We start from the raw sequence: 21,632 nt of genomic DNA on the forward strand, positions 1-21,632 counted from the left end.
ATGGCAGCCGCGGCGGAAACCAATAAGCGACCACCGATTACCCTCTACGTGCTGATCGCTTCAAGACCGGCGCCACCCTGATCACCACGCCGGACCATGACCAGTCCTTCGCGCTGTTCATGGCCGGCAAGGCCGATGCCTATGCCGGCGACGACATCCTGCTCTACGGCATGGTCGCGCGCGCCAAGGCCGAGGACAAGGTGATGGTCGTCGGCGACTTTCTGTCCTACGACCCCTACGGCATCATGTTTCGCCGCGACGATCCCGCCATGGCCGCGCTGGTCGACAGGGTGTTCCGGACCATCGGCGAGAGCCGCGAGCTCGAGCACACCTATAACCGCTGGTTCATGCACAAGCTGCCGGGCGGCGAGCGCCTGCGCCTGCCGATGAGCGCGCAGCTCGAATCGATCTTCGGAACGCTGAGCGCGAAGCCGGATTAGGGCGCGATTCGATCAGGTCGAGCCGTCATCCCGGTGCAGCCCTAATCCGCCAGCCCGCAGGCGACACCGGTTGCCAGTGCCTCCGCCTCGCTGCGGTCGAAGGTGCGGCGGACCACCACCCTGGCGACGACGAGCCCCTGCAGCGAGGGCGAGACCACGCGTAGTTCCCGCGAGGTCTCGCCCTCCTCGTCATTGGCCAGGCGCTCGTCGAGCTGCTCCTGCGTCATCACCACGAATTCGAGCACGCCGCGGATCGCTGCCCGGTCGGTGATCGCATAGGCGACGCCGCCACCGCGACGGTGGACTGTGAGGCCGAGCGGCAGGGAGCCGGTGCGGGCCACCACGCGCAGCGGCCCGGCCGCAAGGTCGTAGCTGCACACCGCCGCGACGCTGTTGGGGGCGCCGTCGAGGATGGCGGGCAGTCCCGCCGGCGGTGGCGTCACCAGCTCGGCATGGCCGTTCGCGCCCAGCGCCGCGTAGACGGTGGCCGCGTCGTGCGTGGCCAGGACCGGGATACGCAGCACGGTGACGATGTGGACGATGCCGGCGAGCAGCAGGCCCGCCAGGGTCAGTATCGCGAGCCGCAGCAGGCCGCTTCCCAGCCGCGACAGGAAGCGGTGCGGCCATGTCCGCGGGCGGGAGGGGCGCTGCTCCGCGGGCGGCACCGACCGGCTGTCGTCGATCGCGCTCATCGGCAATCGATTCTGGCGATGCGGGGCAGGGCGTCCGGCCTGAGCTCGCCGGCATGGCTCGATATCGGCGTATCGTAGAGACGCAGGCGCAGCTGGAAGCGGCCCGCGGCCGACAGGGGCAGCCAATTGCCGGTCTCGGGCGTGGTCGCCAGCACGATGCGCATGCCGCCGCGCTCGCCGCGAACGATCTCGGCATCGGTGAAGCTCTCGCGCTCGGTCGGCAATTGCAGGGAGCGTCCGCTTGGATCGGCGACGCCGAGCGACCAGCCGCGCGCCTGCGGCGTCACGCCGGTGATCAGATAGCGGCAGCGCGCGTCGAGTGCCTGTCCGGCATCGTCTTGCTTGGCGATCAGTTCCAACCCTTCGCCGGCGCCGAGTGGCAGGTGGACGCCACGCGCCAGATAGGCCCGCATATAGGGATCGATGTCGCGCGCGCCGCTGTTCGGCCAGCTCGTCCAGGCGCCGATCTGGGCACGGCCGAACCAGGGCCTCTCCGCCACCGCATAACGGGCGGAGACGAGGCCAAGGCCGGCGCCGAGCGCGATCACATAAGCCAGCGGAAGGACGCGCATGGGGCGATCTCGGTCCGCACCGGCGGCACGCTAGCGGATGGCGGAAAGGCCGGGCGCTGCATCGCGAGCCCCGACCTGCACCGAAGCCCGGGCGGCTCGCGGCGCCTCGACCGCCTTGAACATCGCGCCGACAGAGGAAAGCACCTCGAAGGACTTGCGCGGCATGTGCCCGGCGCCGGCTGCGGCAGTCGGATCGGGCGCCTTCGCCACCGCCGCCTTGACGTCGCCGGGCTGTGGCGTCACGCCCGGAATCGGCTTCAGCTCGATGCCCTGATGGGCGAAGGCCATGATCTCCTTCCAGGTCATTGCCGGCAGCGAGCCGCCGGTCATGTTGTTTGTCTCGGAGGAATCGTCGTTGCCGAACCAGACCGCGCCGACGAGATTGCCGGTATAGCCGACATACCAGGCATCCTTGTAACCGTTCGTCGTGCCGGTCTTGCCGGCGCTGACGACGCCGTCGAGCGCCGCGCGCCGGCCGGTGCCTGCAGTCGGCACGGTGGAGAGCATCTGGTTCATCTCGAACGCGACCTGAGTGCTCAGCACCTGGGCCGGAGCGGGTTCGTCGCGATCGTGGCGGTAGATCTCCTCGCCCATCGAGTTGCGGATGTCGAAGGCGGCATAGGGCTTGGCCCGCTTGCCGCCGCTGGCGAAGACGGCATAGCCGGCTGCCTGCTCGATCACCGTGACCTCGCCGGCGCCGATCGGCAGCGAGACCGTGTCGGTCAGCGGCGTGGTCAGGCCCATGGCGCGGCAGGTCTCGACGATCTTCGTTCGGCCGATGCGGGCGGCGCGGGCCTCGTGCGTCTCGCCGGTCGCCTTGCCGATCGCGATCGACATCTGCACCGGGATCGTGTTGATCGATTTCGCCAGCGCCACCGTCAGCGGCATCGAGCCGGCATAGGAGCGCCCGTAATTGTTCGGGCACCAGTTGCCGATGCAGACCGGCCGGTCGGTGACGATCGTCGTCGGCTTGTAGAGCCCGGCGCTCATCGCCGCCGCATAGACGTAAGGCTTGAAGGAGGAGCCGGGCTGGCGCAGGCTCGCCGTGGCGCGGTTGAACTGGCTCGCACCATAGTCGCGCCCGCCGACGATGGCGCGCACCGCCCCGTCCGGGTCCATGATAACCGCCGCCGCCTGTCGGGCGCGGTAAGCCGGACCGTGCTGGCGCAGGATCGACTCGACTGCCTCGTCGGCGCGCTTCTGGATTGCCGGATCGTGCGGAGTCTTGACCGTCAGGACCCGCTCCGGTCCGAGCTTGCCGTCCTCGGCGAGCTTGCGGATCTCGTCGAAGGCCCAGTCGAGATAGTAGTCGGGGCTGGAATCGCGCTTGCGGTCGATCGGCGTCGCCGGGTTGCGCCGGGCGGAATCGACCTGGCCGGCCGTCATGAAGCCGGCATCGACCATGGCGCCCAGCACGTCGTTGGCGCGCGCCCGCGCCGCGGGCAGGTTGACGTGCGGGGCGAACTTGGTCGGCGCCTTGAACAGGCCGGCGAGCATCGCCGCTTCCGCCAGCGTGACGTTCTTCACCGACTTGCCGAAATAGTACTCGGCCGCCGCCGCGACGCCGAAGGTGCCGCCGCCCATATAGGCGCGGTCGAGGTAGAGCTTGAGGATCTCGTTCTTGGTCAGCCGGTATTCCAGCCAGAGCGAGAGGAAGGCTTCCTTGATCTTGCGGTCGAGCGAGCGTTCGTTGTTGAGGAAGAGGTTCTTCGCCAGCTGCTGGGTGATCGAGGACCCGCCCTGCACCACGCCCGAGGCGCGGGCGTTGACGGTGAGCGCTCGGAAGGTGCCGATCACGTCGATGCCGAAATGGTCGTAGAAGCGCCGGTCCTCGGTCGCTAGCACCGCCTTGAGCAGGTGGTCAGGGAATTCCTCGAGCTTCAGCGAGTCGTCATGGCGGGCGCCGCGATGGCCGATCTCGGAGCCGTAGCGGTCGAGGAAGGTGACGGCGAAGACCTGATTCTTCAGCGCTTCCTCGCGCCCCTCTCGGAAAGCGGGGATGGCAAGCATCAGCATGACGATCGCGCCGGCGATGCCGACATTGAGGCCTTCGCTGGCGAATTCGGCGGCGAGCCGCTTCGGGCCGCTGACGCTCAGCCGGTCGGTCGCGCTGCGGATGCGTTCATAGATATCGCCGGCGCGGTGGCCCGCGGAATAGAGCGAGGCGTCGATCCATGAATCGACGCTCAGCGCGAAGCGCTTGAGACGGGTCGTCCAGCTCGCTTTCCTGAACTCCATCACGGCGGTCGGGCATCCTGAACCTGCCGCGGGCGCGCGTCCGCGGTATCCCGGACCGGCCGGCGAAGACCTGGCCCGATTTCAGAAGGTAAGTGCTCCGAGCCCGCAACGGAAGTATGCGAAAGTGTGGTTGCCCGACAAAAAAGGCGGTGTTGCCGGTGGGTCAGTCCTTGGTCGCCAGCACCGCGAAGCGGGTTGAGGAGGCCAGCCGGAGCGCGTCGTGCAGGGCGGCATGGCGCTGCTGCGCCCTGACCACCTGCGCGTAATCGGCCGCCTCGATGCTGGCGAAGCCGGCCTGGCGCAGCATGGTCCCGAGCCGCTCGAAACTCAGGCCATCGCGGAAGAAGAAGCGCTTGGTGATCGAGTCGAAGGCGTCGCGGTCGGAGCCGTGCGGGGCTGAGCCGGCGCGCTCGCGCAGGAAGGTCGCTGCGCGGTTGATGAGGCCTTGCAGCCAGGAGCGGTTGATCCAGTCTCCATCGATGACGAGCAGCTTGCCGCCGGGCTTCAGCACCCGGAACCATTCGGCGAAGGCTGCCTCGGGATCGGTCAGCGTCCAGACCAGATGGCGCGTCACCAGCGCGTCGTAGGTGCCATCGTCGTCGAGCAGGCGCTCGGCATCGCCGGCCAGGATCCGGGCCTTGTCGCCGTGCTTGGCGCGGGCGCGCGTCAGCATCTCGTCGGAGAAATCGATCGCAGTGACCTTGTGGCCGAGCGAGAGCAGCGCCCTGGTGATCTCGCCGGTGCCGCAGGCGAGATCGAGCACCTCGCGCGACTCCGCGCCGAAAGACTGGCGCAGCAGCGACTGGAAGGCAGCGAGCTCGGCGTCCGACTTGATGGCGTGGCCGACCTGCTGATCGAAGGTGGCGGCCCGCCCGGACCAATAGGACCGGATCTCCTCCTTGAGGGAGAAGTTGGCGCCGGGAGTGGAAAGACCGGTGGGGAGGCTGCTGTCTGACATCGGCGGGTCGCCAAGCTGAACTGGGATGGGATTATTCCGCTGCCCGGGCGTGCGCAAGCTGCGCATCGTCGCGGCTGCGCCTGCGGGCAGACCCATGCACGACCACGAAGGGTGTCTCGCCCTCGGCTGCCTCGACCCGGGCAACGACGCCGTAGACGTCTTCCAGCAGGGCTGGCGTGATGATCTCGCGCGGATCGCCGAAGGCGGCGAGGCGCCCCTGCGACAGCACCATCACCTTGTCGGCGATGCGCAATGCCTGGTTGAGGTCATGGATCGCGATCAGCACGCAGATCTGCCGTTCGCGCGCGAGGCGGCCGACGAGGCTCAGAACCTCGAACTGGCGGTGCAGGTCGAGCGCGCTGGTCGGCTCGTCGAGCAGCATGATCTCGGGCCGGCGCACCAGTGTCTGGGCGATCGAGACGAGCTGGCGCTGGCCGCCGGAGAGCTCGCCGAGACCGCGGAAGGCGAGGTCGGCGATGTCCAGTGCGTGCAGGGCCTCGTCGATCGCGGCGAGCTCGTCGTCGCCGACGCCCCAGGAGCCACCCTGCTTGCGGGCGAGCAGGATCGATTCATAGACGGTCAGCACCGCGTTCACCGCGGTGTCCTGCGGCAGATAGCAGGGCGACTTGCCGGTCGTGCTGTCGACATGGACCGAGCCGGCGCCTCCGAGCAGTCCGGCGATGCGACGGAACAGGCTCGACTTGCCGGCCGCGTTCGGGCCGATCACGGCGACGACCTCGCCGCCCTTCATCTCGGGCGTGGTGATTCCCGAGAGGATCTGGCGCTTGCCATAGGCTACGCCGACCTCGCTGAGAGTCAGGCGCTTCACCATGAGCGCCTCCGGCTGGTCAGGATCAGGCTGAAGAAGAAGGGCACGCCGACCAGCGCGGTGACGATGCTGATCGGGAAGATCAGGCCGGGGATCAGCGACTTTGAGACCACCGAGGAGGCCGAGAGGACGGCGGCGCCCGCCAGCGCCGAGGCCGGCATGAAGAAGCGCTGGTCCTCGCCGATCACCATGCGGGCGATGTGCGGGCCGACCAGGCCGATGAAGCCGATCGTGCCGACGAAGGCGACCGGAACCGCCGCGAGCAGGGCGACGAGCAACATGGTCTCGAGCCGCAGATAGCGGACGTCGATGCCGAAGCTCGCCGCCTTCTCGTCACCGAGGCGCAAGGTCGTCAGCGCCCAGGCCCGGCGGGCGAATAGCGGGATGCAGATCAGCAGCACGGCCGAGGTGATGGCGAGCTTGTGCCAGTTCGCCTTGGTCAGCGAGCCCATCATCCAGAACACGACCGCGCCGAGCGCCTGCTCCGAGGCAAAGAACTGCAGCAGCGCCAGCAGGGCGTTGAAGGTGAAGACCAGCGCGATACCGAGCAGCACCACCGTCTCGGTGGTGACGCCGCGGCGCTGGCTCAAAAGATGGATCAATAGCGAGGCGCCCATCGCCATCACGAAGGCGTTGAGCGGCACGACATAGTCGATGGCGAGCGGCACGATGGCGACGCCGAAAACCAACGCCAGCGCTGCCCCGAAGCTCGCTGCGGCCGAGATGCCGAGCGTGAACGGGCTGGCGAGCGGGTTGTTCAGCACGGTCTGCATCTGCGCGCCGGCGATGGCGAGCGCGGCGCCGGTGACGACCGCCATCAGCGCGATGGGCAGGCGGATGTCCCAGATCACCACCCGGACGGCTGCCGGTGCGGTCGAGGGCGAGATCAACGCGTTGACGACTTCCGTGACGCTGTAGCGGGCCGGCCCGAGCATCAGGTCGACGATCAGGCAGGCCATCAGCACGGCAGCGAACCCCGTCAGGATCAGCTTGCGGCGTAGCGCCAATGCCCGGTAGGCGTCGCGGCCCTGCGCAGAGCGCAGCGCGGCTTCCACTGGTTGCGTCACGATCTCATCCGCGCTGGCGGGGGCTAGGCTCACTTGGCGGCCTCGAGCGAGACCCACAGCCCGGGCTCGTAAGGCAGCGGCAGGAAGCGCTCGTGCAGCACCTTCATCGTCGCGCCCGGATCGACGTCCTTGAACAGCTCCGGATGCAGCCACTTGGCGATCTCCTGGATCGCCACGAACTGGTAGGGGCTGTTGTAGAACTGGTGCCAGATGCCGTGGACGCGGCCGTTCTTGACCGCGGCGGTCTGGCTGAAGGCTGGGCGCTTCATCAGATTGGTCAGCTTGCGGCGCGCCTCGGTCATGTCGGCGCCGTAGCCGAGGCCCACCCAGTTGCCGCCCGGGACATAGCCGTCCCAATTGCTGCCGGTGACGATCACGACATCGGGATTGGAGGCGACGATCTGCTCGGCGTTGACGGTGCCGAAGGTGCCGGGAATCAGCGGCGTCGCCAGGTTCCGGCCGCCGGCGAAGTCCACCATCTTGCCGAAGTTCTCGTTGCCGAAGGACATGCAGCAATCGTCGGAATAGCCGCCGGCGCGCTCGACCATGACGAGCGGGCGCTTCAGGTCCTTGGCGGCGGCGAGACGATCGGTCACGACCTTGATCTGCTCGGCGCGGAACTTGATGAAGTCCTCGGCGACCTGCTCCTGGCCGAAAAGCTTGCCGATCAGGCGCATCGACGGCTCGGTGTGCTCGAACGGCTTCTCGCGGAAGTCGACATAGACGACTGGGATGCCGACAGAGGCGAGCTTCTCGACCAGCTTGGCCTCGTCGCTGGCGATCTTGGCCTCGATGTTGAGGAAGAGCACGTCGGGCTTCAGCGCGATCGCCTGTTCGACGTCGAAGGCGCCTTCCTTCATGCCGCCGAAAGTCGGCAGCTTGGCGATCTCGGGATAGCGCTTCGCATAGGCGCGGAAGGTCTCGGGATCGGCCTTGCCGAGATCGTCGCGCCAGCCGACGACGCGCTTGAACGGCTCGTCCTTGTCGAGCGCGCCGACGAAATACATCTGACGGCCTTCGCCGAGGATGATCCGCTTGACCGGAGCCTCGACCTCGACCTTGCGCCCGACGATATCGGTGACCGTGACCTTGTCGGCCAGTGCGGGCAGGGCGGTGAGCGCCAGGCCGGCGGTGACGGTAAAGGCGCGCAGCAGATAGCGACGGTTCAGCATCGGAGAGCTCGTGAACGAGGGAATTCTTTCTCCCGTTAGGCCGATCCGAGTATTCGGTCAATTTTCATAGATTATAACCTCTCTAAACAAAGCTTAGAATGAATGTAAGATATGCGGCCGAGTCTCGCGCGATGCGACGGCAGCGCGCTTCCCTCTGCCGCCCTGCCGGGGCATAAGCGGCCATGGCCGACCGGATGATCGACACAGCGCCCTTCTGGCGCAGCAAGACGCTCGAGGAGATGACCGAGGCGGAGTGGGAATCGCTCTGCGACGGCTGCGGCCGCTGCTGCCTGGTCAAGCTGGAGGACGAGGATACCGGCAGGATCCACGCGACCGATATCGGCTGCCGCCTGTTCGACGCGGCAACCTGCCGTTGCCATGACTACGCCAATCGCTCGAAGACGGTGCCCGACTGCGTCACGCTGACGCCGGAGGCGGTGCGCACCCTGCCTTGGCTGCCGCCGACCTGCGCCTATCGGCTGATCGGGGAGGGCCGGGACCTGCCCTGGTGGCATCCTTTGGTTTCCGGCGATCCTCAGACTGTCATCGCCGCGGGCGTGTCCGTCCGGGGCAAGGTCCACGCCAACGAGGACGAGGTCGCCGAGGAGGAGATCGTCGAGCGCATCGTCGCCTGGCCGCTGCGCTGGCCGAAGGCGGCGCGAGGGCCACAGCGCTAGATGCGCGTCAGGGCAACTTGTAGCGCCACGGCCAAAGTCTTACTCTTACAGGTAAGAGTAAGGAGGTGCCGATGCGGATCACGTCCAAAGGCCAGGTGACTATTCCCGCCGATATTCGCGAACGGGCCGGGCTCCTGCCCGAGACCGAGGTGGATTTCGAGTTCGACGGCAAGGTCGTGCGGATTGTGCCAGCCGTGGCGCGCCGTAAGATGGGACGCGGCGACAGGCTCGTCGCGCATCTGCGTCGGAGCAAGGGCGATATCGCCATGACGACCGATGAGATCATGGCGCTGACGCGCGAGCCCGAATGAGTGCAGTCCTCGTCGACAGCAATGTCCTGCTCGACATTCTGACGCAGGACGCCCGCTGGTGCGCTTGGTCGGCGCGGGCCCTGTCCGAGGCCGCTGATCGGCAGCGGCTTGTGATCAACGCGATGGTCTATGCCGAAATCTCGACCCATTATTCACGGGTCGAGGATTTGGACGCGGCCCTCCCCACGACGATGCTGGAGCGGGAGCCGATTCCATTCGCCGCTGCATTTCTGGCCGGCAAGTGCTTCCTTGCTTACAAGCGCCGAGGCGGTGTGAAGCAATCGCCACTCCCGGATTTCTTCATCGGCGCGCATGCGGCGGTGGCCAGCTATACGTTGATCACGCGCGACGCCTCCCGCTATCGGACCTATTTCCCCGGCTTGTCGCTGATCGCTCCCGACGCAGCGCCTCAAAAGTGAGACGTCATTGAGCCGGCTCTACCGGAACCGCAGATTCTCGCGCGACAGCTGGTCGAGACTGGTGACGCCCATCAGCTTCATGCCGCGCTCGACCTCGGTCTTGAGTCGATCGAGCGCCCGTTCGACGCCGGGCTGGCCGGCCGCCGCGAGCGGGTAGAGATAATAGCGTCCGACACCGACGGCCTTGGCGCCGAGCGACAGGGCCTTCAGCACATGCGTGCCGCGCTGGATGCCGCCGTCCATGATCACGTCGATCTTGTCGCCGACCGCGTCGACGATCTCGGCGAGTTGGTCGAAAGCGGCGCGGGAGCCGTCAAGCTGCCGGCCGCCATGATTGGAGAGGATGATGCCGGTGCAGCCGATCTCGACGGCGCGCTTCGCATCGGCGACGGACATGATCCCCTTCAGGCAGAACTGCCCCGACCACAGCTTGACCATCTCGGCGACGTCGTCCCAGGTCATCGACGGGTCGAGCATTTCGGTGAAATAGCGGCTGATCGACATCACGCCGCCGCCCATGTCGACATGGCTGTCGAGCTGCGGCAGGCTGAATTTCTCGTGAGTGAGATAGTTCAGCGCCCATTGCGGCTTGATCGCGAACTGGGTGATGCCAGCGAGGTTGAGCCGGAACGGAATCGAGAAGCCAGTGCGCAGGTCGCGCTCGCGGTTGCCGCCGGTGATGCTGTCGACGGTCAGCATCATCACGTCGACGCCCGCCGCCTTGGCGCGCTCCATCATCGCCCGGTTCAGGCCGCGGTCCTTGTGGAAATAGAACTGGTAGACCTGCGGGCCGCTATGGGTCTTGCGCAGCTCCTCGAGGCTGACGGTGCCCAGCGAGGAGACGCCGAACATCGTGCCATGGCGGGCTGCCGCCGCCGCGACCGCGCGCTCGCCCTGGTGATGGAAGAGCCTCTGCAGGGCCGTGGGCGAGCAGTAGAACGGCACTGCGAGTTTTTGCCCCATCACGGTGACGGAGGTATCGACGCTGGTGACGCCGCGCAGGACATTGGGAACGAGGTCGCAATGCTCGAAGCTCTCGGAGTTGCGCCGGAGCGTGACCTCGTCGTCGGCCGCGCCGTCGATATAGTTGAAGATCGGGCCCGGCAGCCGCTTCCTGGCGAGGGTCCGGAAGTCGTGGAAGTTGTGGCAGTCGCTCAGGCGCATCGTTTGCTTCGGCGTCGTTCTGGCTAGGCGAGCATGGCGCTGGCGACCATTGGGTCGGTCTAGGTCGCCGCTGCTCCGGGCGGGAGCGCCACCCTATCGCGCAGCGCCGACCTTGGCCATATTGCGCGGCCAGTCACCGGGATCAGGGATTGCCGGGCGGCGAGCCCGTTCCCGCCGCATGCTCATTGATTGTTCATCCGGTTTTCGGCATGACCACCGCGCACCGGTGCGCTGCAACAAGCGGGCACCGCAAATGCGAAACCAGGCGGACCCGCCGGCGTTGATGTCGGCGACAACGTTGGGAAAGGCAGGCTATGGCAGGGCAGAAGTGGGTCTACACCTTCGGCGACGGCAAGGCCGAGGGCGAGGCAGGCATGAAGAACCTGCTCGGCGGCAAGGGTGCGAACCTGGCCGAGATGAGCAATCTGGGGCTTCCGGTGCCTCCGGGCTTTACCATCACCACGCAGGTCTGCACCTGGTATTACGACAACGGCAAGAGCTTCCCGGCCGAACTCGATGGTGAGGTCAAGGATGCGCTCGCCGGCATGGCGAAGCTCACCGGCAAGACCTTCGGCGACCCGGCCAATCCGCTGCTGGTCTCGGTCCGCTCCGGTGCTCGCGCCTCGATGCCGGGCATGATGGACACCGTCCTCAATCTCGGCCTCAACGACGTTACCGTCGAGGCGGTCGCCAAGGCCTCGGGTGATGCCCGTTTCGCCTATGACAGCTACCGCCGCTTCATCACCATGTACTCGAACGTCGTGCTCGACATCGATCACGGTCATTTCGAGGAGGCGCTCGAGGACTACAAGGAGCGCAAGGGTCTCCATCTCGACACCGACCTCTCGGCCGATGACTGGAAGATTCTGGTTGGCAAGTACAAGGACATCGTCAGGAAGGAGCTCGGCTCCGACTTCCCGCAGGACCCGCAGCAGCAGCTCTGGGGCGCGGTCGGCGCTGTCTTCTCGTCCTGGATGAACGCCCGCGCCATCAAGTACCGCGAGCTCAACAGCATCCCGGCCTCCTGGGGCACGGCGGTCAACGTCCAGTCGATGGTCTTCGGCAATATGGGCGAGACCTCGGCGACCGGCGTCGCCTTCACCCGCAATCCCTCGACCGGCGAGAACGCGCTCTATGGCGAGTTCCTGATCAACGCCCAGGGTGAGGACGTCGTCGCCGGCATCCGCACCCCGCAGGACATCACCGAGGCGGCCAAGATCGCCGCCAAATCCGACAAGCCTTCGATGGAGAAGGCGATGCCGGAGGCTTATGCCGAGCTCTGCCGCATCTACGGCATCCTGGAAAAGCACTACCGCGACATGCAGGACATGGAGTTCACCATCCAGGAGGGCAAGCTCTGGATGCTGCAGACGAGATCCGGCAAGCGCACCGCCAAGGCGGCGCTGAGGATCGCGGTCGAGCTCGCCCGCGAGGGGCTGATCACCGAGACCGAAGCGGTCGGCCGCGTCGAGCCCGGTGCGCTCGACCAGCTCCTGCACCCGACCATCGACACCAAGGCCGAGCGGCGCGTGCTCACCGCTGGCCTGCCGGCCTCGCCCGGCGCCGCAGCCGGCGAGGTGGTCTTCACCTCGGAGGCCGCCGAGGCGGCCAAGAAGGCCGGCAAGAAGGTCATCCTCGTCCGCGTCGAGACCAGCCCTGAGGACATTCACGGCATGCATGCCGCCGAGGGCATCCTGACCACGCGCGGCGGCATGACCTCGCATGCCGCGGTCGTGGCACGCGGCATGGGCAAGCCTTGCGTCTCCGGCGCCGGCCAGATCCGCGTCGACTACGCCAAAGGCACCATGACCGTCGGCCCGACCACGCTGAAGGCCGGCGATTTCGTCACCATCGACGGCAGCAACGGCCAGGTGTTGCTCGGCGAGGTCAAGATGCAGCAGCCGGAGCTCTCCGGCGATTTCCGGACGCTGATGGGCTGGGCCGACAAGGTGCGGCGCCTCAAGATCCGCGCCAATGCCGAGACCCCGCGTGACGCCAAGGCTGCGCGCGAGTTCGGCGCCGAAGGTATCGGCCTCTGCCGTACCGAGCACATGTTCTTCGATGCTGGCCGCATCCTCGCCGTGCGCGAGATGATCCTGGCCGAGGAGGAGAAAGGCCGTCGCGCCGCGCTCGCCAAGCTCCTGCCGATGCAGCGCCAGGACTTTGTCGAACTCTTCACCATCATGCAGGGCCTGCCGGTGACGATCCGCCTGCTCGATCCGCCGCTGCACGAGTTCCTGCCGCATACCGACGACGAGATCGCCGAGGTTGCCGCCGCGATGGGGGCGACCGCCGACAAGCTGAAGCGCCGCGCTGCCGAGTTGCACGAGTTCAACCCGATGCTCGGCTTCCGTGGCGTGCGCCTTGCCGTCGCCTATCCCGAGATCGCCGAGATGCAGGCGCGGGCGATCTTCGAGGCGGCCGTGATCGCGGCCAAGGAGACAGGCCACCCGGTCATCCCGGAGGTGATGGTGCCGCTGGTCATGGGCTCGCCCGAGCTCGACCTCGTCAAGGGCCGGATCGATGCGATGGCGGAAGCCGTGCGCAAGGAGAGCGGCGACGATCTCGCCTATCAGGTCGGTACCATGATCGAGCTGCCGCGCGCCGCGCTGCGGGCGGAGGAGATCGCGGGGAGTGCCGAATTCTTCTCCTTTGGCACCAACGATCTGACGCAGACCACGCTCGGCATCAGCCGCGACGACGCCGGCTCCTTCCTCGGCTCCTATACCGCGCGCGGCCTGCTCGAAGCCGATCCCTTCGTCACGATCGACCAGGATGGTGTCGGCGAGCTCGTCAGGCTCGCTGCAGAGCGCGGTCGTAAGGCCCGCCCGAACATCAAGCTCGGCATCTGCGGCGAGCATGGCGGTGACCCGGCCTCGATCGGCTTCTGCGAGAGCGTCGGCCTCGACTACGTCTCTTGCTCGCCCTTCCGCGTGCCGATCGCGCGCCTCGCTGCCGCGCAGGCGGCGCTGGGGGCGATCAAGGCCAAGGACGCGTGATCGACGGATGGCGGGCACGGCGCGCGGCTTGCCGCGCGTTTGCGCTTGCCGTCGTCGCCAGTCCGGGCCAGCCAGCGATGGCGCACGCGCCGGAGCCGTCGCCCCCGCCGACATTCTGCGACGCTCGGCCGGCGCCCGCACGCGAGGCCTGCGAGAAGGCGCAGGAGCTTTTCCTGCGTCCGCTGGCTGCCCAGCCCGCGCGGACCATCCTCGTCACCGGGCGGCAATTTGCCTGGCATTATCAGTACCGCTTGCCGGGTGATGGCGCTCAGCCGTGTAAGGTCGCAGGTCCGCTTGTCTTGCCGGCCGGCGAGCGTGCGCGCCTGCAGTTCACCTCGGACGACATCATCCATGAATGGACCGTTCCCGAGCTGAAGCTGCAGGTCTCGGCGATTCCGGGCTTGCTCGATGTCACCGATATCGAACCGGCCAGGCCCGGAACCTTCCATGGCGGTGCGACGCGGATTTCGGGGCAGCGTTTCGACGAGATGACGATCGAGTTGCAGGTGCTGGAGCCGGCGGCCTATGCGGCCTGGGAACGATCGGTGCTGCCAACCCGCTGCATGCGCTAGAATAGGGATTGCTGTCTGCGCCCGATCGCGCGACGCATGGAGTTTCTGAGCGATGGCGATGCGCGCCCTCACCACCATCGGCTTCGATGCCGACGACACGCTCTGGCAGAACGAGCAGTTCTTCCGGCTGACGGAGGACCGCTTCGTCGCGCTGCTCGGCGAGCATGGCGAGGCGGCCGAAATCTCCGGCAAGCTGCTCGAGGCCGAGAAGCGCAACCTCGCCTTCTACGGATTCGGCATCAAGGGCTTCACCCTCTCGATGATCGAGACCGCGCTCGAGATCACGCGTGGCCAGGTCCCGCCGGCAGTGATCGGTGAGATCCTCGCCGCCGGCCGCGAGATGCTGACCCACCCGGTCGAGACCCTGCCGCATGCGCAGGACACGCTCTCCGCGCTCGCTGGCCGCTACCGGCTGGTGCTGATCACCAAGGGCGACCTCTTCGATCAGGAGCGCAAGCTGGCGCAGTCGGGCCTCGGCGACTTCTTCGACGCGGTCGAGATCGTCAGCGACAAGAGCGCTGCGACCTATGAGAAGCTCTTCGCCCGCCATGGCGACGGGCCGGGACGCGCCATGATGGTCGGCAATTCGCTGAAATCCGATATCGTCCCGGCGCTCGCCGCCGGAGCCTGGGCCGTGCATGTGCCGCACGAGTTGACCTGGGTGCTGGAGCATGCCGAGGAGCCAGACGGGCATGAGCGATATCGCTCGCTGCCTGACCTCGGGGGGTTGATGGCCATACTGGGCGAGATCGACGTTTGATCCGATGAGGTTTCGTCGTGCCGCTGGATATGTCGCTGCTCCAGCCGTTGCCGCGGTGCTGCTCGCCACGATGCTTGGCGCAATGGCCGGCCTCTTTCCCTATCTGGAGCTGATCAACCACTTCAGATGGTTGCTGCTCGCGGGCTCGGCCGTCGTGGCGTTGGCGGCGTTCTGGACCGGCGGACGAGTGCTTTTTCGCCTCGGCGCGGCGGTGCTGGTGGCCAATGTGATGCTGGCGGCCTTGCCGCTCATGTCCCGGGCATCCACGTCGGCGCGGTCGACGCTGCGCGTGACGACGTTCAATGTCTGGATCGGCAATCATGAGCCGCAAGCGGTCGTCGGCTTTCTGCGCGAGGAAGATGCCGACGTCGTCGTGCTGCAGGAGGTCGGCAGCAGGCTTGAGCAGGAAATCGTCCCATGGCTCAGGGACAAGTATCCGCATGTCATATCTTGTGCCCGGCGCAATTGCGGGCTGGTCCTGCTGTCGAAGGCGGCGTGGCTCGATGCCGGTTCCTCGGATCGGACACGCTCCAGCCCGCCTGTCGTGTGGGCGCGCTTTGCCGGAACGAGCAAGCCCTATGTGATCACGGGCCTGCATCTGGCCTATCCGTTCCAGCCGGCGATGCAGGTAGATCATATCGATTGGCTCGCCGATCGCCTCCGGCAGGGGGCGGAACCTCAGATACTGGTCGGCGATTTCAATCTCACTCCGTTTTCGCTCAAGCTCAACGTCCTCGCATTCAAGGCAAATTTGCGCCGCCACGCGACCTTGGGCGCATCATGGCCCGCAGGCCGTTTCGTCCCGGTCGTCTTGCTCGACAATCTGCTTGCCAGTCCCGAGGTCAGGGCGGTCAATGTAAGCTATGGCGCCGCCAGTCATGGCTCGGATCATTATCCGGTGACCTTCGATATCGCGCTGGACTGACGCCAGGGCGGCGCAAACTGGACCCGCCTTGCAATTTGTGCTAGCTCCACCGATGTAAGACGAGATGCGGCCGGTTCTGGCCAATCCTCCGCGCGGGTATTCCGACCGGCGGGCCACTTCAGATCCACCACACGTCGATACAAGGCCATGGCGGGGCGTCCGCGCGTCCGGTCTGGGTTTCACGATTACGCGGATCTGAAGAACTGGGACTGCATTCCATGAACAAGGGCACCGTCAAGTGGTTCAACGCCACCAAGGGCTACGGCTTCATCACTCCTGAGGCTGGCGGCCCGGACATTTTCGTCCACATCAGCGCTGTCGAGCGCGCTGGCCTGCGCGAGCTGCGCGAAGGCCAGGTCGTCTCCTACGAGCTGATCGCCGACCGCAAGACCGGCAAGTCTTCGGCTGGCAACCTCGTCGTCAGCTGAGCTGACGACGTTCTTCGGTGGGCCTGCGGGCCCGCCGGCTTTCCAGATGCGGGCTGCTTGCCCGCCACACGACATCCCCCGGCGCAGTGGCTAGCGGTTCGCCGGGCGGAAAGAGACCATGCGTAGACCGCGTTCGCATGCCGAGGCGCTTCCGTTCACCACGTGCGCCCCATGTCGTCCGGTTCAGAAAGACCTGATTTGACCAAATTTACCGACCTCGGCCTGGCCGAGCCGCTTCTCAAAGCGCTCGCCGCCGAAGGTTATGAGACGCCGACGCCGATCCAGGCGCAGGCGATCCCTTCCATTCGCGATGGCCGTGACCTGCTCGGCGCCGCACAGACCGGCACCGGCAAGACTGCCGCGTTCTCGCTGCCCATGCTGCACCGGCTGCTGAACCAGCCGCGGCGCATGCAGCCACGTTCCGTGCGTGCTTTGATCCTGTCGCCGACGCGCGAGCTCTCGGCCCAGATCGAGGCGAGCATTCGCACCTACGCCCAGTTCACCTCGCTGAAGTCGACGGTGATCTTCGGCGGCGTGCCGGTCGGCAAGCAGATCCGCGCGCTCGGCCAGCATGTCGATATCCTCGTCGCTACGCCCGGCCGCCTGCTCGACCTCGTCGACCAGCGCGCCGTCTCGCTGCGCGAGATCGAGTTCCTGGTGCTGGACGAGGCCGACCAGATGCTTGACCTCGGCTTCATCCATGCGCTGCGCAAGATCGCGACGCTGATCCCGAAGCAGCGCCAGACGCTGCTGTTCTCGGCGACCATGCCGAAGGCGATCCGCGAAATCGCCCAGGCCTATCTGACCGATCCGGTCGAGGTCGCGGTCGCGCCGGTGGCGACCACCGCCGAGAAGATCGAGCAGCGCGTCATCTTCACCGAGCAAGGCCAGAAACCGGCGTTGCTGGCAAAGACGCTCGGCGTTCCCGAGATGGAGCGCGCCATCGTCTTCACCCGTACCAAGCACGGTGCCGACAAGGTCGTGCGCCAGCTCGAGCAGGCCGGCATCAAGTCCGCCGCGATCCATGGCAACAAGAGCCAGGGCCAGCGCGAGCGGGCGCTCGGCGCCTTCCGTGACGGCGAATTGCGCATCCTTGTCGCGACCGACATCGCCGCGCGCGGCATCGATGTCGACGGCATCAGCCATGTCGTCAACTTCGACCTGCCGAACGTGCCCGAGACCTATGTCCACCGCATCGGCCGCACTGCGCGCGCCGGCGCCTCGGGCCTCGCCATCGCCTTCTGCACGCCGGAGGAGCGGGGCGATCTCGCCGCGATCGAGAAGCTGACCAAGGTCGCGCTCACCCCGATCGGCGACGTGCCGTATTGGGATGGCCGTACCCCGAAGAAGCCGCCGCAGAACCGTGGCGGCCGTGGCCAGGGGCGTCCGCAGAACGGGCAGCAGCCTGGGCAGGGGCAGCGTCGTGACGGCAGGGGTGCTCCGTCCCACGGCCGGGGCGGCCAGCGTCCGGAACAAGGCGAGCGTCAGGGCCAGCCGCATCGCGAGCAGTCCCGTCCGAACCAGCCGCGCCAGCAGCAGGCGCGTCCGGAGCAGCAGCGTCACGAGCGTCCGGCCCAGCGCCATGAGGCGGGCGGTGCACGAAAAGACGCTGCTTCCGGCAAGGAAGGGCTTGGCGGCGTCGCGTTCTTGCAGCAAAGAACGGGACAACGACGCACCGGCGGCGGCGGGCGGCGCCCGAACTGACAGGCGCCGCAACCGCTAGAGCCCGTTCCGACCAGCTTGCTTTGCAAGCTGGTCGGCAAAACGGTCTCTAACTAAAAGTAAGAGACGGATTCACCGATCAGGTCGATACGACCTGATCGGATCCGGCTCTGGGCTGGGCCTATCCGGCCTGGCCCCGCGCCGATGACAAGACGAAGGATCAGCGAATGGCGAAAGAAGAACTGCTCGAATTCGACGGCACCGTGGTCGAGGTGCTCCCGGACGGCAACTACCGGGTCAAGCTCGACAATGACCACGTCATCCTGGCTTACGCGGCTGGCAAGATGAAGAAGAACCGCATCCGCACCATCGCCGGCGACCGCGTGGTCGTGGAGATGTCGCCCTACGATCTCGATCGTGGCCGCATCAATTTCCGCCAGAAGACCGCCAGCCCCGGCCCGATGCCGCCGCGGCCCCAGAACTTCCGCCGGCGCTGACGCCCGTGAAGTTCAGCCGGCCCGAGCAATTCTTCGTCGCGGCCGGCATCGGGCTCGGCGCGCTCGCCTCGCTCGCGGTCAATACCGGCTGGATCGCCAGAGGCGGCACCTTCCCGCCCTTCGTCTATGTGCTGCTGGCTCTTGCCTTGGTCGAGGTCGTCGCCGGCATCGCGCTGAAGCAGCCGCCCGGCACACTGTTTTCGATGCCGGCCCGTATCCTCGCCTTCGCGCTCGGTGTCGGCGTGCTGATCCTGCTGACCGGCAGCGTGGCCTGAGCCACCGCCGTCATTCTCGGCCGCAGCGAATCGGAGAGCCGGGAATCTCCCGATGAGAACGCACTGGCCAGAGTCTCATCCGGCCTGAGATGCTCGGGTCAAGCCCGAGCATGACGTGCCATTTCGCATGCGCGTGCAAAGAAAAAGCCCCGGCCGAAGCCGGGGCGTGAGGTGCTTGTTACGTGGTGACAGGTACTACGAAGAAAACTTGGAAAACTCAGTAGCCGCCCTTGGCCCAGTATTGCGAGCCGGGGCTGACCATGACCTGGCGCTGGCGCGTCGCATACTCGGCCGGCACAGTCTCGTGCACGACCCGCGAGGCGCTGACCATGACGCGGCGGGTACGCTCGCCATAGACGGCCGGAACGACATCATAATCGACCGAAGCCGGTGACACCTCGACGGTGCGCTGCTGATAGCCATAGCGCGCGGGGACATCGACCCAGCAGCCGGTGGTCTGGCCATAGGCATCACGGCTGACTTCCCAGCGCCGGGTGGCCGGCGAGATCAGGACCTTCTCGGAGACGGTCTTGTACTGGGCCGGGATCTGGCGGGCGATGCGGCGCTCCGGCTGGACCACCACCTTCTCGATGACGGTCTCGTATTGCGCCGGGATGACCTTGGAGAAGGTGCGCTCGGGGCGCACGACATAGCTCTCGCTGACGGTGTCGTAGACCGGCGGTGCCGTCACCAGCTTGTAGCAGGAGCCGCCGCCGCAAGTGCTGACCGGGGCCCGGTAGCAGGAAGAAGTGGTGCAGCCGCCGGCAACCGCCGGAGCGGCGAGGCCCATCAATGCCGTGGCGGCGAGACCGGAAAGCGAAAGAAGCCTGAACGTCATAGCTGACCCCAACCCTGCGTTGCGCAACGCTGCCGCTGCGTCGTTGGGGAAAGAAAGCCGGAACCAGCGGGTAAAGACAAGGTTAACTGCAAAACAAGGTAAAATTAACCAGTTCCGTTCAGCTGAAAGCGCTCCTTCGGCTACTGATCTGCCGGTGGATTGTCTTGTTCGATGTTGTTCGAGCGGACTGGTGGGCGGCCCGCCGAGGGCGGGCCCTGCCAGCTACAGGGCGCTTCCGCCTCGCCTCACTCGATCGCGCCCCGCTTCATGCCGAAGCCTTCGATATAGCAGCTGCAGGACGAGTTCCGCGGCGCCGGCTCGGCGGCGCACGAGCCGCGCGAAGTCAGGCAGACATCGCCGAAGCGGCGGCGGTGGGGCCGGTCATAGCCATAACGTGGACCGTCATCGCGATAGCGCGGGCGGTCATAGCCATAGGGCGGTGGCGGCCTGTCGTAGTCGTAGCGCGGCGCCGGCCGGTAATAGGGGTCGTAATACTGGGCGTGCGCGCTGCTGGCGGAGGAGATGGTTACGCCGATGAGCGCAGCGAGAGCGAGCGTCCTGATCATGCCTGTCCTCCTGGTCGCCCGGCCGGAGCCGGGTGCGATTCCTTTGGAGACCAGAATAAGGGCCGCTCTATGAACGGGGCCTGAGTGCGGTGTTCGCGGCCGGTCGCGAACCGAATGAATGGCTCAGCTGCCGGCCTTCATGGTGCTGGCCCAGTAATCCTTGACCTGCTTCACCAGCGCCTCCGGCAGCGGCACATAACCGAGCGTGGTGGCATCGCCTGCGCCGGTCTCGAAGGAGAGCCGGAAGAAGTCGAGCACCTCCTGCGTGCGGCGCGTGCGCGGCTTCGGCACCAGGGCGAAGGTGGTGGCGACGATCGGATAGGCCTCGGCACCGGGCGCGTCGTTCAGCATCAGCGAGAAATCCCTGGCCTTGGCCCATTCGGCGCTGGCCGCGGCTGCCGAGAAGCTCGCCGGATCCGGCTTGACGAAGGCACCGGCCTTGTTCTGCACCTGGGCATAGGCGAGGCCGGCGCGCATGACCTGGCCGAACTCGACATAGCCGATCGCATTCTTCGTCCGCTTGACCGCCTCGGCTATTCCCTGCGTGCGCTCGGCCCCCGCGCCGACCGGCCAGGGAACCTGCGTATTGACGCCGACCTTGTCGCGCCATTCCGGGCTGGCCTTGGCGAGATAGTCGGTCCAGTTGAAGGTCGTGCCCGAGCCGTCCGAGCGATAGATCACGCTGATCGGGGCTTCGGGCAGCTTGAGCTCGGGATTGACCGCCTTGATCGCCGGATCGGACCAGAGCTTGACCTTGCCGAGATAGATATCGGCGAGGAGGGCGCCAGTGAACCTGATCTGGCCGGGGCCGATGCCGTCGATGTTCACCACCGGCACGATGCCGCCCATCACGATCGGGAACTGGATCAGGGTCGAGCGCTGCAACTCCTCGGAGGAGAGCGGCCGGTCGGAGGCTCCGAATTCGGCGGCGCGCTGGGTGACGCGGACCTCGCCGCCGAGCGAGCCGATCGGCTCATAGTCGACGCCGATGTCGAGCGGGGTCATCTCGGCGCCGTCCGATTTGGCGACGCGATAGTTCTGCGCCCACTTGCCGATGATCGGGAAGGCGAAGCTCGAGCCCGCGCCGGTGATCGGCTCGGCCGAGACAGGCGCCGCGAAGGCGGCGAGAAGAGCGCCGGCCACGGCCAGCCTGGTCAGGAGCTTCATGCGTCCACCCACCCTGTCGAGGCCCGAGAGGGCCAAGGTCAACGAGGTGACGCTAGGGCGGGGCGGTGACGTTGCGATGACGTCCATGCTCCGGCAAACGAAAGGCCCCGCCGATGTGAGTCGGCGGGGCTTTCCTCAGCGGTCAGGCCTGTTTTGCAGCGTGCCTTGACCGCCGGTCGTCAGTGCCAGGTCTGGCGGCCGTACCAGGCGTCGACATCGGTCCGGACCTTGTCCTTCTCGATGCCGTAGCGCTCCTGGATCTTGCCTTCGAGCTGGTCGCGCTTGCCGGCGATGACGTCGAGATCGTCATCGGTCAGCTTGCCCCATTGCTCCTTGACCTTGCCCTTGAGCTGCTTCCAGTTTCCTTCGACGCGGTTCCAGTCCATCGGACGCTCCTCGTGTTC

General features: G+C 66.7%; 24 protein-coding genes. 12 read left to right on the forward strand and 12 right to left on the reverse strand.

What is annotated here, in order from left to right; translation table 11 throughout:
• Positions 1–119 precede the first annotated feature (119 nt).
• Positions 120–440 carry a type 2 periplasmic-binding domain-containing protein gene (locus tag ACQKLX_RS14720; RefSeq protein ID WP_427362307.1) on the forward strand — a complete coding sequence of 107 codons (321 nt, stop codon included), beginning with the start codon at positions 120–122 and terminating at the stop codon, positions 438–440.
• Between the two features lie 41 nt (positions 441–481).
• Here the strand turns inward: ACQKLX_RS14720 and ACQKLX_RS14725 are convergent, their stop codons facing one another.
• The 7 genes from ACQKLX_RS14725 to ACQKLX_RS14755 form a co-directional block, all read right to left on the reverse strand.
• Positions 482–1,132, reverse strand: a complete 651-nt coding sequence (locus tag ACQKLX_RS14725; RefSeq protein WP_427362308.1) for a hypothetical protein — start codon at positions 1,130–1,132, stop codon at positions 482–484.
• Positions 1,129–1,704: a DUF1214 domain-containing protein gene (locus tag ACQKLX_RS14730; protein WP_427362309.1), complete on the reverse strand. Its 576-nt coding sequence runs from the start codon at positions 1,702–1,704 to the stop codon at positions 1,129–1,131. The genes ACQKLX_RS14725 and ACQKLX_RS14730 overlap by 4 nt, the downstream gene beginning before the upstream one ends.
• A 30-nt stretch (positions 1,705–1,734) precedes the next feature.
• Positions 1,735–3,942 carry a transglycosylase domain-containing protein gene (locus tag ACQKLX_RS14735; RefSeq protein WP_427362348.1) on the reverse strand — a complete coding sequence of 736 codons (2,208 nt, stop codon included), beginning with the start codon at positions 3,940–3,942 and terminating at the stop codon, positions 1,735–1,737.
• A 163-nt stretch (positions 3,943–4,105) separates the two neighbouring features.
• The gene (locus tag ACQKLX_RS14740) at positions 4,106–4,900 is read right to left on the reverse strand and encodes a class I SAM-dependent methyltransferase (RefSeq protein WP_427362310.1); all 795 of its coding nucleotides are present in this window, start codon (positions 4,898–4,900) and stop codon (positions 4,106–4,108) included.
• A 31-nt stretch (positions 4,901–4,931) separates the two neighbouring features.
• Entirely contained in the window at positions 4,932–5,729 is a 798-nt protein-coding gene (locus tag ACQKLX_RS14745; RefSeq protein WP_427362349.1) for an ABC transporter ATP-binding protein, read from the reverse strand.
• Positions 5,726–6,796: a FecCD family ABC transporter permease gene (locus ACQKLX_RS14750; protein ID WP_427362311.1), complete on the reverse strand. Its 1,071-nt coding sequence runs from the start codon at positions 6,794–6,796 to the stop codon at positions 5,726–5,728. The genes ACQKLX_RS14745 and ACQKLX_RS14750 overlap by 4 nt, the downstream gene beginning before the upstream one ends.
• Before the next feature lie 29 nt (positions 6,797–6,825).
• Positions 6,826–7,947: an ABC transporter substrate-binding protein gene (locus tag ACQKLX_RS14755; RefSeq protein WP_427362350.1), complete on the reverse strand. Its 1,122-nt coding sequence runs from the start codon at positions 7,945–7,947 to the stop codon at positions 6,826–6,828.
• 203 nt (positions 7,948–8,150) lie between these two features.
• On the opposite strand from ACQKLX_RS14755, the gene ACQKLX_RS14760 reads away from it, so the two are divergent.
• From ACQKLX_RS14760 to ACQKLX_RS14770, 3 genes are all read left to right on the forward strand, one after another.
• Positions 8,151–8,645: a YcgN family cysteine cluster protein gene (locus ACQKLX_RS14760; RefSeq protein ID WP_427362312.1), complete on the forward strand. Its 495-nt coding sequence runs from the start codon at positions 8,151–8,153 to the stop codon at positions 8,643–8,645.
• A 71-nt stretch (positions 8,646–8,716) separates the two neighbouring features.
• Positions 8,717–8,956, forward strand: coding sequence for an AbrB/MazE/SpoVT family DNA-binding domain-containing protein (locus tag ACQKLX_RS14765; RefSeq protein WP_326873335.1), 240 nt, complete (start codon positions 8,717–8,719; stop codon positions 8,954–8,956).
• Positions 8,953–9,375 carry a type II toxin-antitoxin system VapC family toxin gene (locus tag ACQKLX_RS14770; protein WP_427362313.1) on the forward strand — a complete coding sequence of 141 codons (423 nt, stop codon included), beginning with the start codon at positions 8,953–8,955 and terminating at the stop codon, positions 9,373–9,375. Before ACQKLX_RS14765 ends, ACQKLX_RS14770 begins: the two co-directional genes overlap by 4 nt.
• 18 nt (positions 9,376–9,393) lie before the next feature.
• Here the strand turns inward: ACQKLX_RS14770 and ACQKLX_RS14775 are convergent, their stop codons facing one another.
• Positions 9,394–10,539 (reverse strand): alpha-hydroxy acid oxidase, encoded by a 1,146-nt coding sequence (locus ACQKLX_RS14775; RefSeq protein ID WP_427362314.1) that lies wholly within the window; start codon positions 10,537–10,539, stop codon positions 9,394–9,396.
• A 314-nt stretch (positions 10,540–10,853) separates the two neighbouring features.
• On the opposite strand from ACQKLX_RS14775, the gene ppdK reads away from it, so the two are divergent.
• The 8 genes from ppdK to ACQKLX_RS14815 all read left to right on the forward strand — a co-directional run bounded on the left by ppdK (position 10,854) and on the right by ACQKLX_RS14815 (position 18,657).
• Positions 10,854–13,538, forward strand: a complete 2,685-nt coding sequence (gene ppdK, locus ACQKLX_RS14780; protein ID WP_427362315.1) for a pyruvate, phosphate dikinase — start codon at positions 10,854–10,856, stop codon at positions 13,536–13,538.
• Positions 13,539–13,615: 77 nt separating this feature from the next.
• Entirely contained in the window at positions 13,616–14,110 is a 495-nt protein-coding gene (locus tag ACQKLX_RS14785) for a cytochrome c oxidase subunit II (protein ID WP_427362316.1), read from the forward strand.
• A 58-nt stretch (positions 14,111–14,168) separates the two neighbouring features.
• A complete protein-coding gene (locus ACQKLX_RS14790; RefSeq protein ID WP_427362351.1) occupies positions 14,169–14,870 on the forward strand; it encodes an HAD family hydrolase in 702 nt (233 codons plus the stop codon).
• Between the two features lie 55 nt (positions 14,871–14,925).
• Positions 14,926–15,795: an endonuclease/exonuclease/phosphatase family protein gene (locus ACQKLX_RS14795; RefSeq protein WP_427362317.1), complete on the forward strand. Its 870-nt coding sequence runs from the start codon at positions 14,926–14,928 to the stop codon at positions 15,793–15,795.
• Positions 15,796–16,013: 218 nt separating this feature from the next.
• A complete protein-coding gene (locus ACQKLX_RS14800; protein WP_427362318.1) occupies positions 16,014–16,223 on the forward strand; it encodes a cold-shock protein in 210 nt (69 codons plus the stop codon).
• Between the two features lie 198 nt (positions 16,224–16,421).
• Positions 16,422–17,927, forward strand: coding sequence for a DEAD/DEAH box helicase (locus ACQKLX_RS14805; RefSeq protein ID WP_427362319.1), 1,506 nt, complete (start codon positions 16,422–16,424; stop codon positions 17,925–17,927).
• A gap of 185 nt (positions 17,928–18,112) precedes the next feature.
• On the forward strand, positions 18,113–18,382 hold the full coding sequence (gene infA / locus ACQKLX_RS14810; RefSeq protein WP_057187732.1) for a translation initiation factor IF-1: 270 nt from the start codon (positions 18,113–18,115) through the stop codon (positions 18,380–18,382).
• A gap of 5 nt (positions 18,383–18,387) precedes the next feature.
• A complete protein-coding gene (locus ACQKLX_RS14815; RefSeq protein ID WP_427362320.1) occupies positions 18,388–18,657 on the forward strand; it encodes a hypothetical protein in 270 nt (89 codons plus the stop codon).
• Between the two features lie 217 nt (positions 18,658–18,874).
• Here ACQKLX_RS14815 and ACQKLX_RS14820 read toward each other — a convergent pair whose 3' ends face one another.
• The 4 genes from ACQKLX_RS14820 to ACQKLX_RS14835 all read right to left on the reverse strand — a co-directional run bounded on the left by ACQKLX_RS14820 (position 18,875) and on the right by ACQKLX_RS14835 (position 21,614).
• Entirely contained in the window at positions 18,875–19,495 is a 621-nt protein-coding gene (locus ACQKLX_RS14820) for a hypothetical protein (RefSeq protein ID WP_427362321.1), read from the reverse strand.
• 245 nt (positions 19,496–19,740) lie between these two features.
• Positions 19,741–20,061, reverse strand: a complete 321-nt coding sequence (locus ACQKLX_RS14825) for a hypothetical protein (protein ID WP_427362322.1) — start codon at positions 20,059–20,061, stop codon at positions 19,741–19,743.
• A gap of 123 nt (positions 20,062–20,184) precedes the next feature.
• On the reverse strand, positions 20,185–21,228 hold the full coding sequence (pstS, locus tag ACQKLX_RS14830) for a phosphate ABC transporter substrate-binding protein PstS (RefSeq protein WP_427362323.1): 1,044 nt from the start codon (positions 21,226–21,228) through the stop codon (positions 20,185–20,187).
• 179 nt (positions 21,229–21,407) lie between these two features.
• Positions 21,408–21,614, reverse strand: coding sequence for a CsbD family protein (locus ACQKLX_RS14835; RefSeq protein WP_284168656.1), 207 nt, complete (start codon positions 21,612–21,614; stop codon positions 21,408–21,410).
• Positions 21,615–21,632 lie beyond the last annotated feature (18 nt).

Source organism: Allobosea sp. NPDC003192 (assembly GCF_050275675.1).
In the GTDB taxonomy this organism is placed as follows: Bacteria; Pseudomonadota; Alphaproteobacteria; order Rhizobiales; family Beijerinckiaceae; genus Allobosea.

Coding starts and splice junctions, on each gene's coding strand:
- ACQKLX_RS14735 (WP_427362348.1), bottom strand. CDS start 3,942: ATGGAGTTCAGGAAAGCGAGCTGGACGACCCGTCTCAAGCGCTTCGCG.
- infA (WP_057187732.1), top strand. CDS start 18,113: ATGGCGAAAGAAGAACTGCTCGAATTCGACGGCACCGTGGTCGAGGTG.
- ppdK (WP_427362315.1), top strand. CDS start 10,854: ATGGCAGGGCAGAAGTGGGTCTACACCTTCGGCGACGGCAAGGCCGAG.
- ACQKLX_RS14820 (WP_427362321.1), bottom strand. CDS start 19,495: ATGACGTTCAGGCTTCTTTCGCTTTCCGGTCTCGCCGCCACGGCATTG.
- ACQKLX_RS14800 (WP_427362318.1), top strand. CDS start 16,014: ATGAACAAGGGCACCGTCAAGTGGTTCAACGCCACCAAGGGCTACGGC.
- ACQKLX_RS14765 (WP_326873335.1), top strand. CDS start 8,717: ATGCGGATCACGTCCAAAGGCCAGGTGACTATTCCCGCCGATATTCGC.
- ACQKLX_RS14775 (WP_427362314.1), bottom strand. CDS start 10,539: ATGCGCCTGAGCGACTGCCACAACTTCCACGACTTCCGGACCCTCGCC.
- ACQKLX_RS14770 (WP_427362313.1), top strand. CDS start 8,953: ATGAGTGCAGTCCTCGTCGACAGCAATGTCCTGCTCGACATTCTGACG.
- ACQKLX_RS14835 (WP_284168656.1), bottom strand. CDS start 21,614: ATGGACTGGAACCGCGTCGAAGGAAACTGGAAGCAGCTCAAGGGCAAG.
- ACQKLX_RS14720 (WP_427362307.1), top strand. CDS start 120: ATGGCCGGCAAGGCCGATGCCTATGCCGGCGACGACATCCTGCTCTAC.
- ACQKLX_RS14760 (WP_427362312.1), top strand. CDS start 8,151: ATGGCCGACCGGATGATCGACACAGCGCCCTTCTGGCGCAGCAAGACG.
- ACQKLX_RS14790 (WP_427362351.1), top strand. CDS start 14,169: ATGCGCGCCCTCACCACCATCGGCTTCGATGCCGACGACACGCTCTGG.
- ACQKLX_RS14730 (WP_427362309.1), bottom strand. CDS start 1,704: ATGCGCGTCCTTCCGCTGGCTTATGTGATCGCGCTCGGCGCCGGCCTT.
- ACQKLX_RS14825 (WP_427362322.1), bottom strand. CDS start 20,061: ATGATCAGGACGCTCGCTCTCGCTGCGCTCATCGGCGTAACCATCTCC.
- ACQKLX_RS14785 (WP_427362316.1), top strand. CDS start 13,616: ATGGCGCACGCGCCGGAGCCGTCGCCCCCGCCGACATTCTGCGACGCT.
- ACQKLX_RS14725 (WP_427362308.1), bottom strand. CDS start 1,132: ATGAGCGCGATCGACGACAGCCGGTCGGTGCCGCCCGCGGAGCAGCGC.
- pstS (WP_427362323.1), bottom strand. CDS start 21,228: ATGAAGCTCCTGACCAGGCTGGCCGTGGCCGGCGCTCTTCTCGCCGCC.
- ACQKLX_RS14740 (WP_427362310.1), bottom strand. CDS start 4,900: ATGTCAGACAGCAGCCTCCCCACCGGTCTTTCCACTCCCGGCGCCAAC.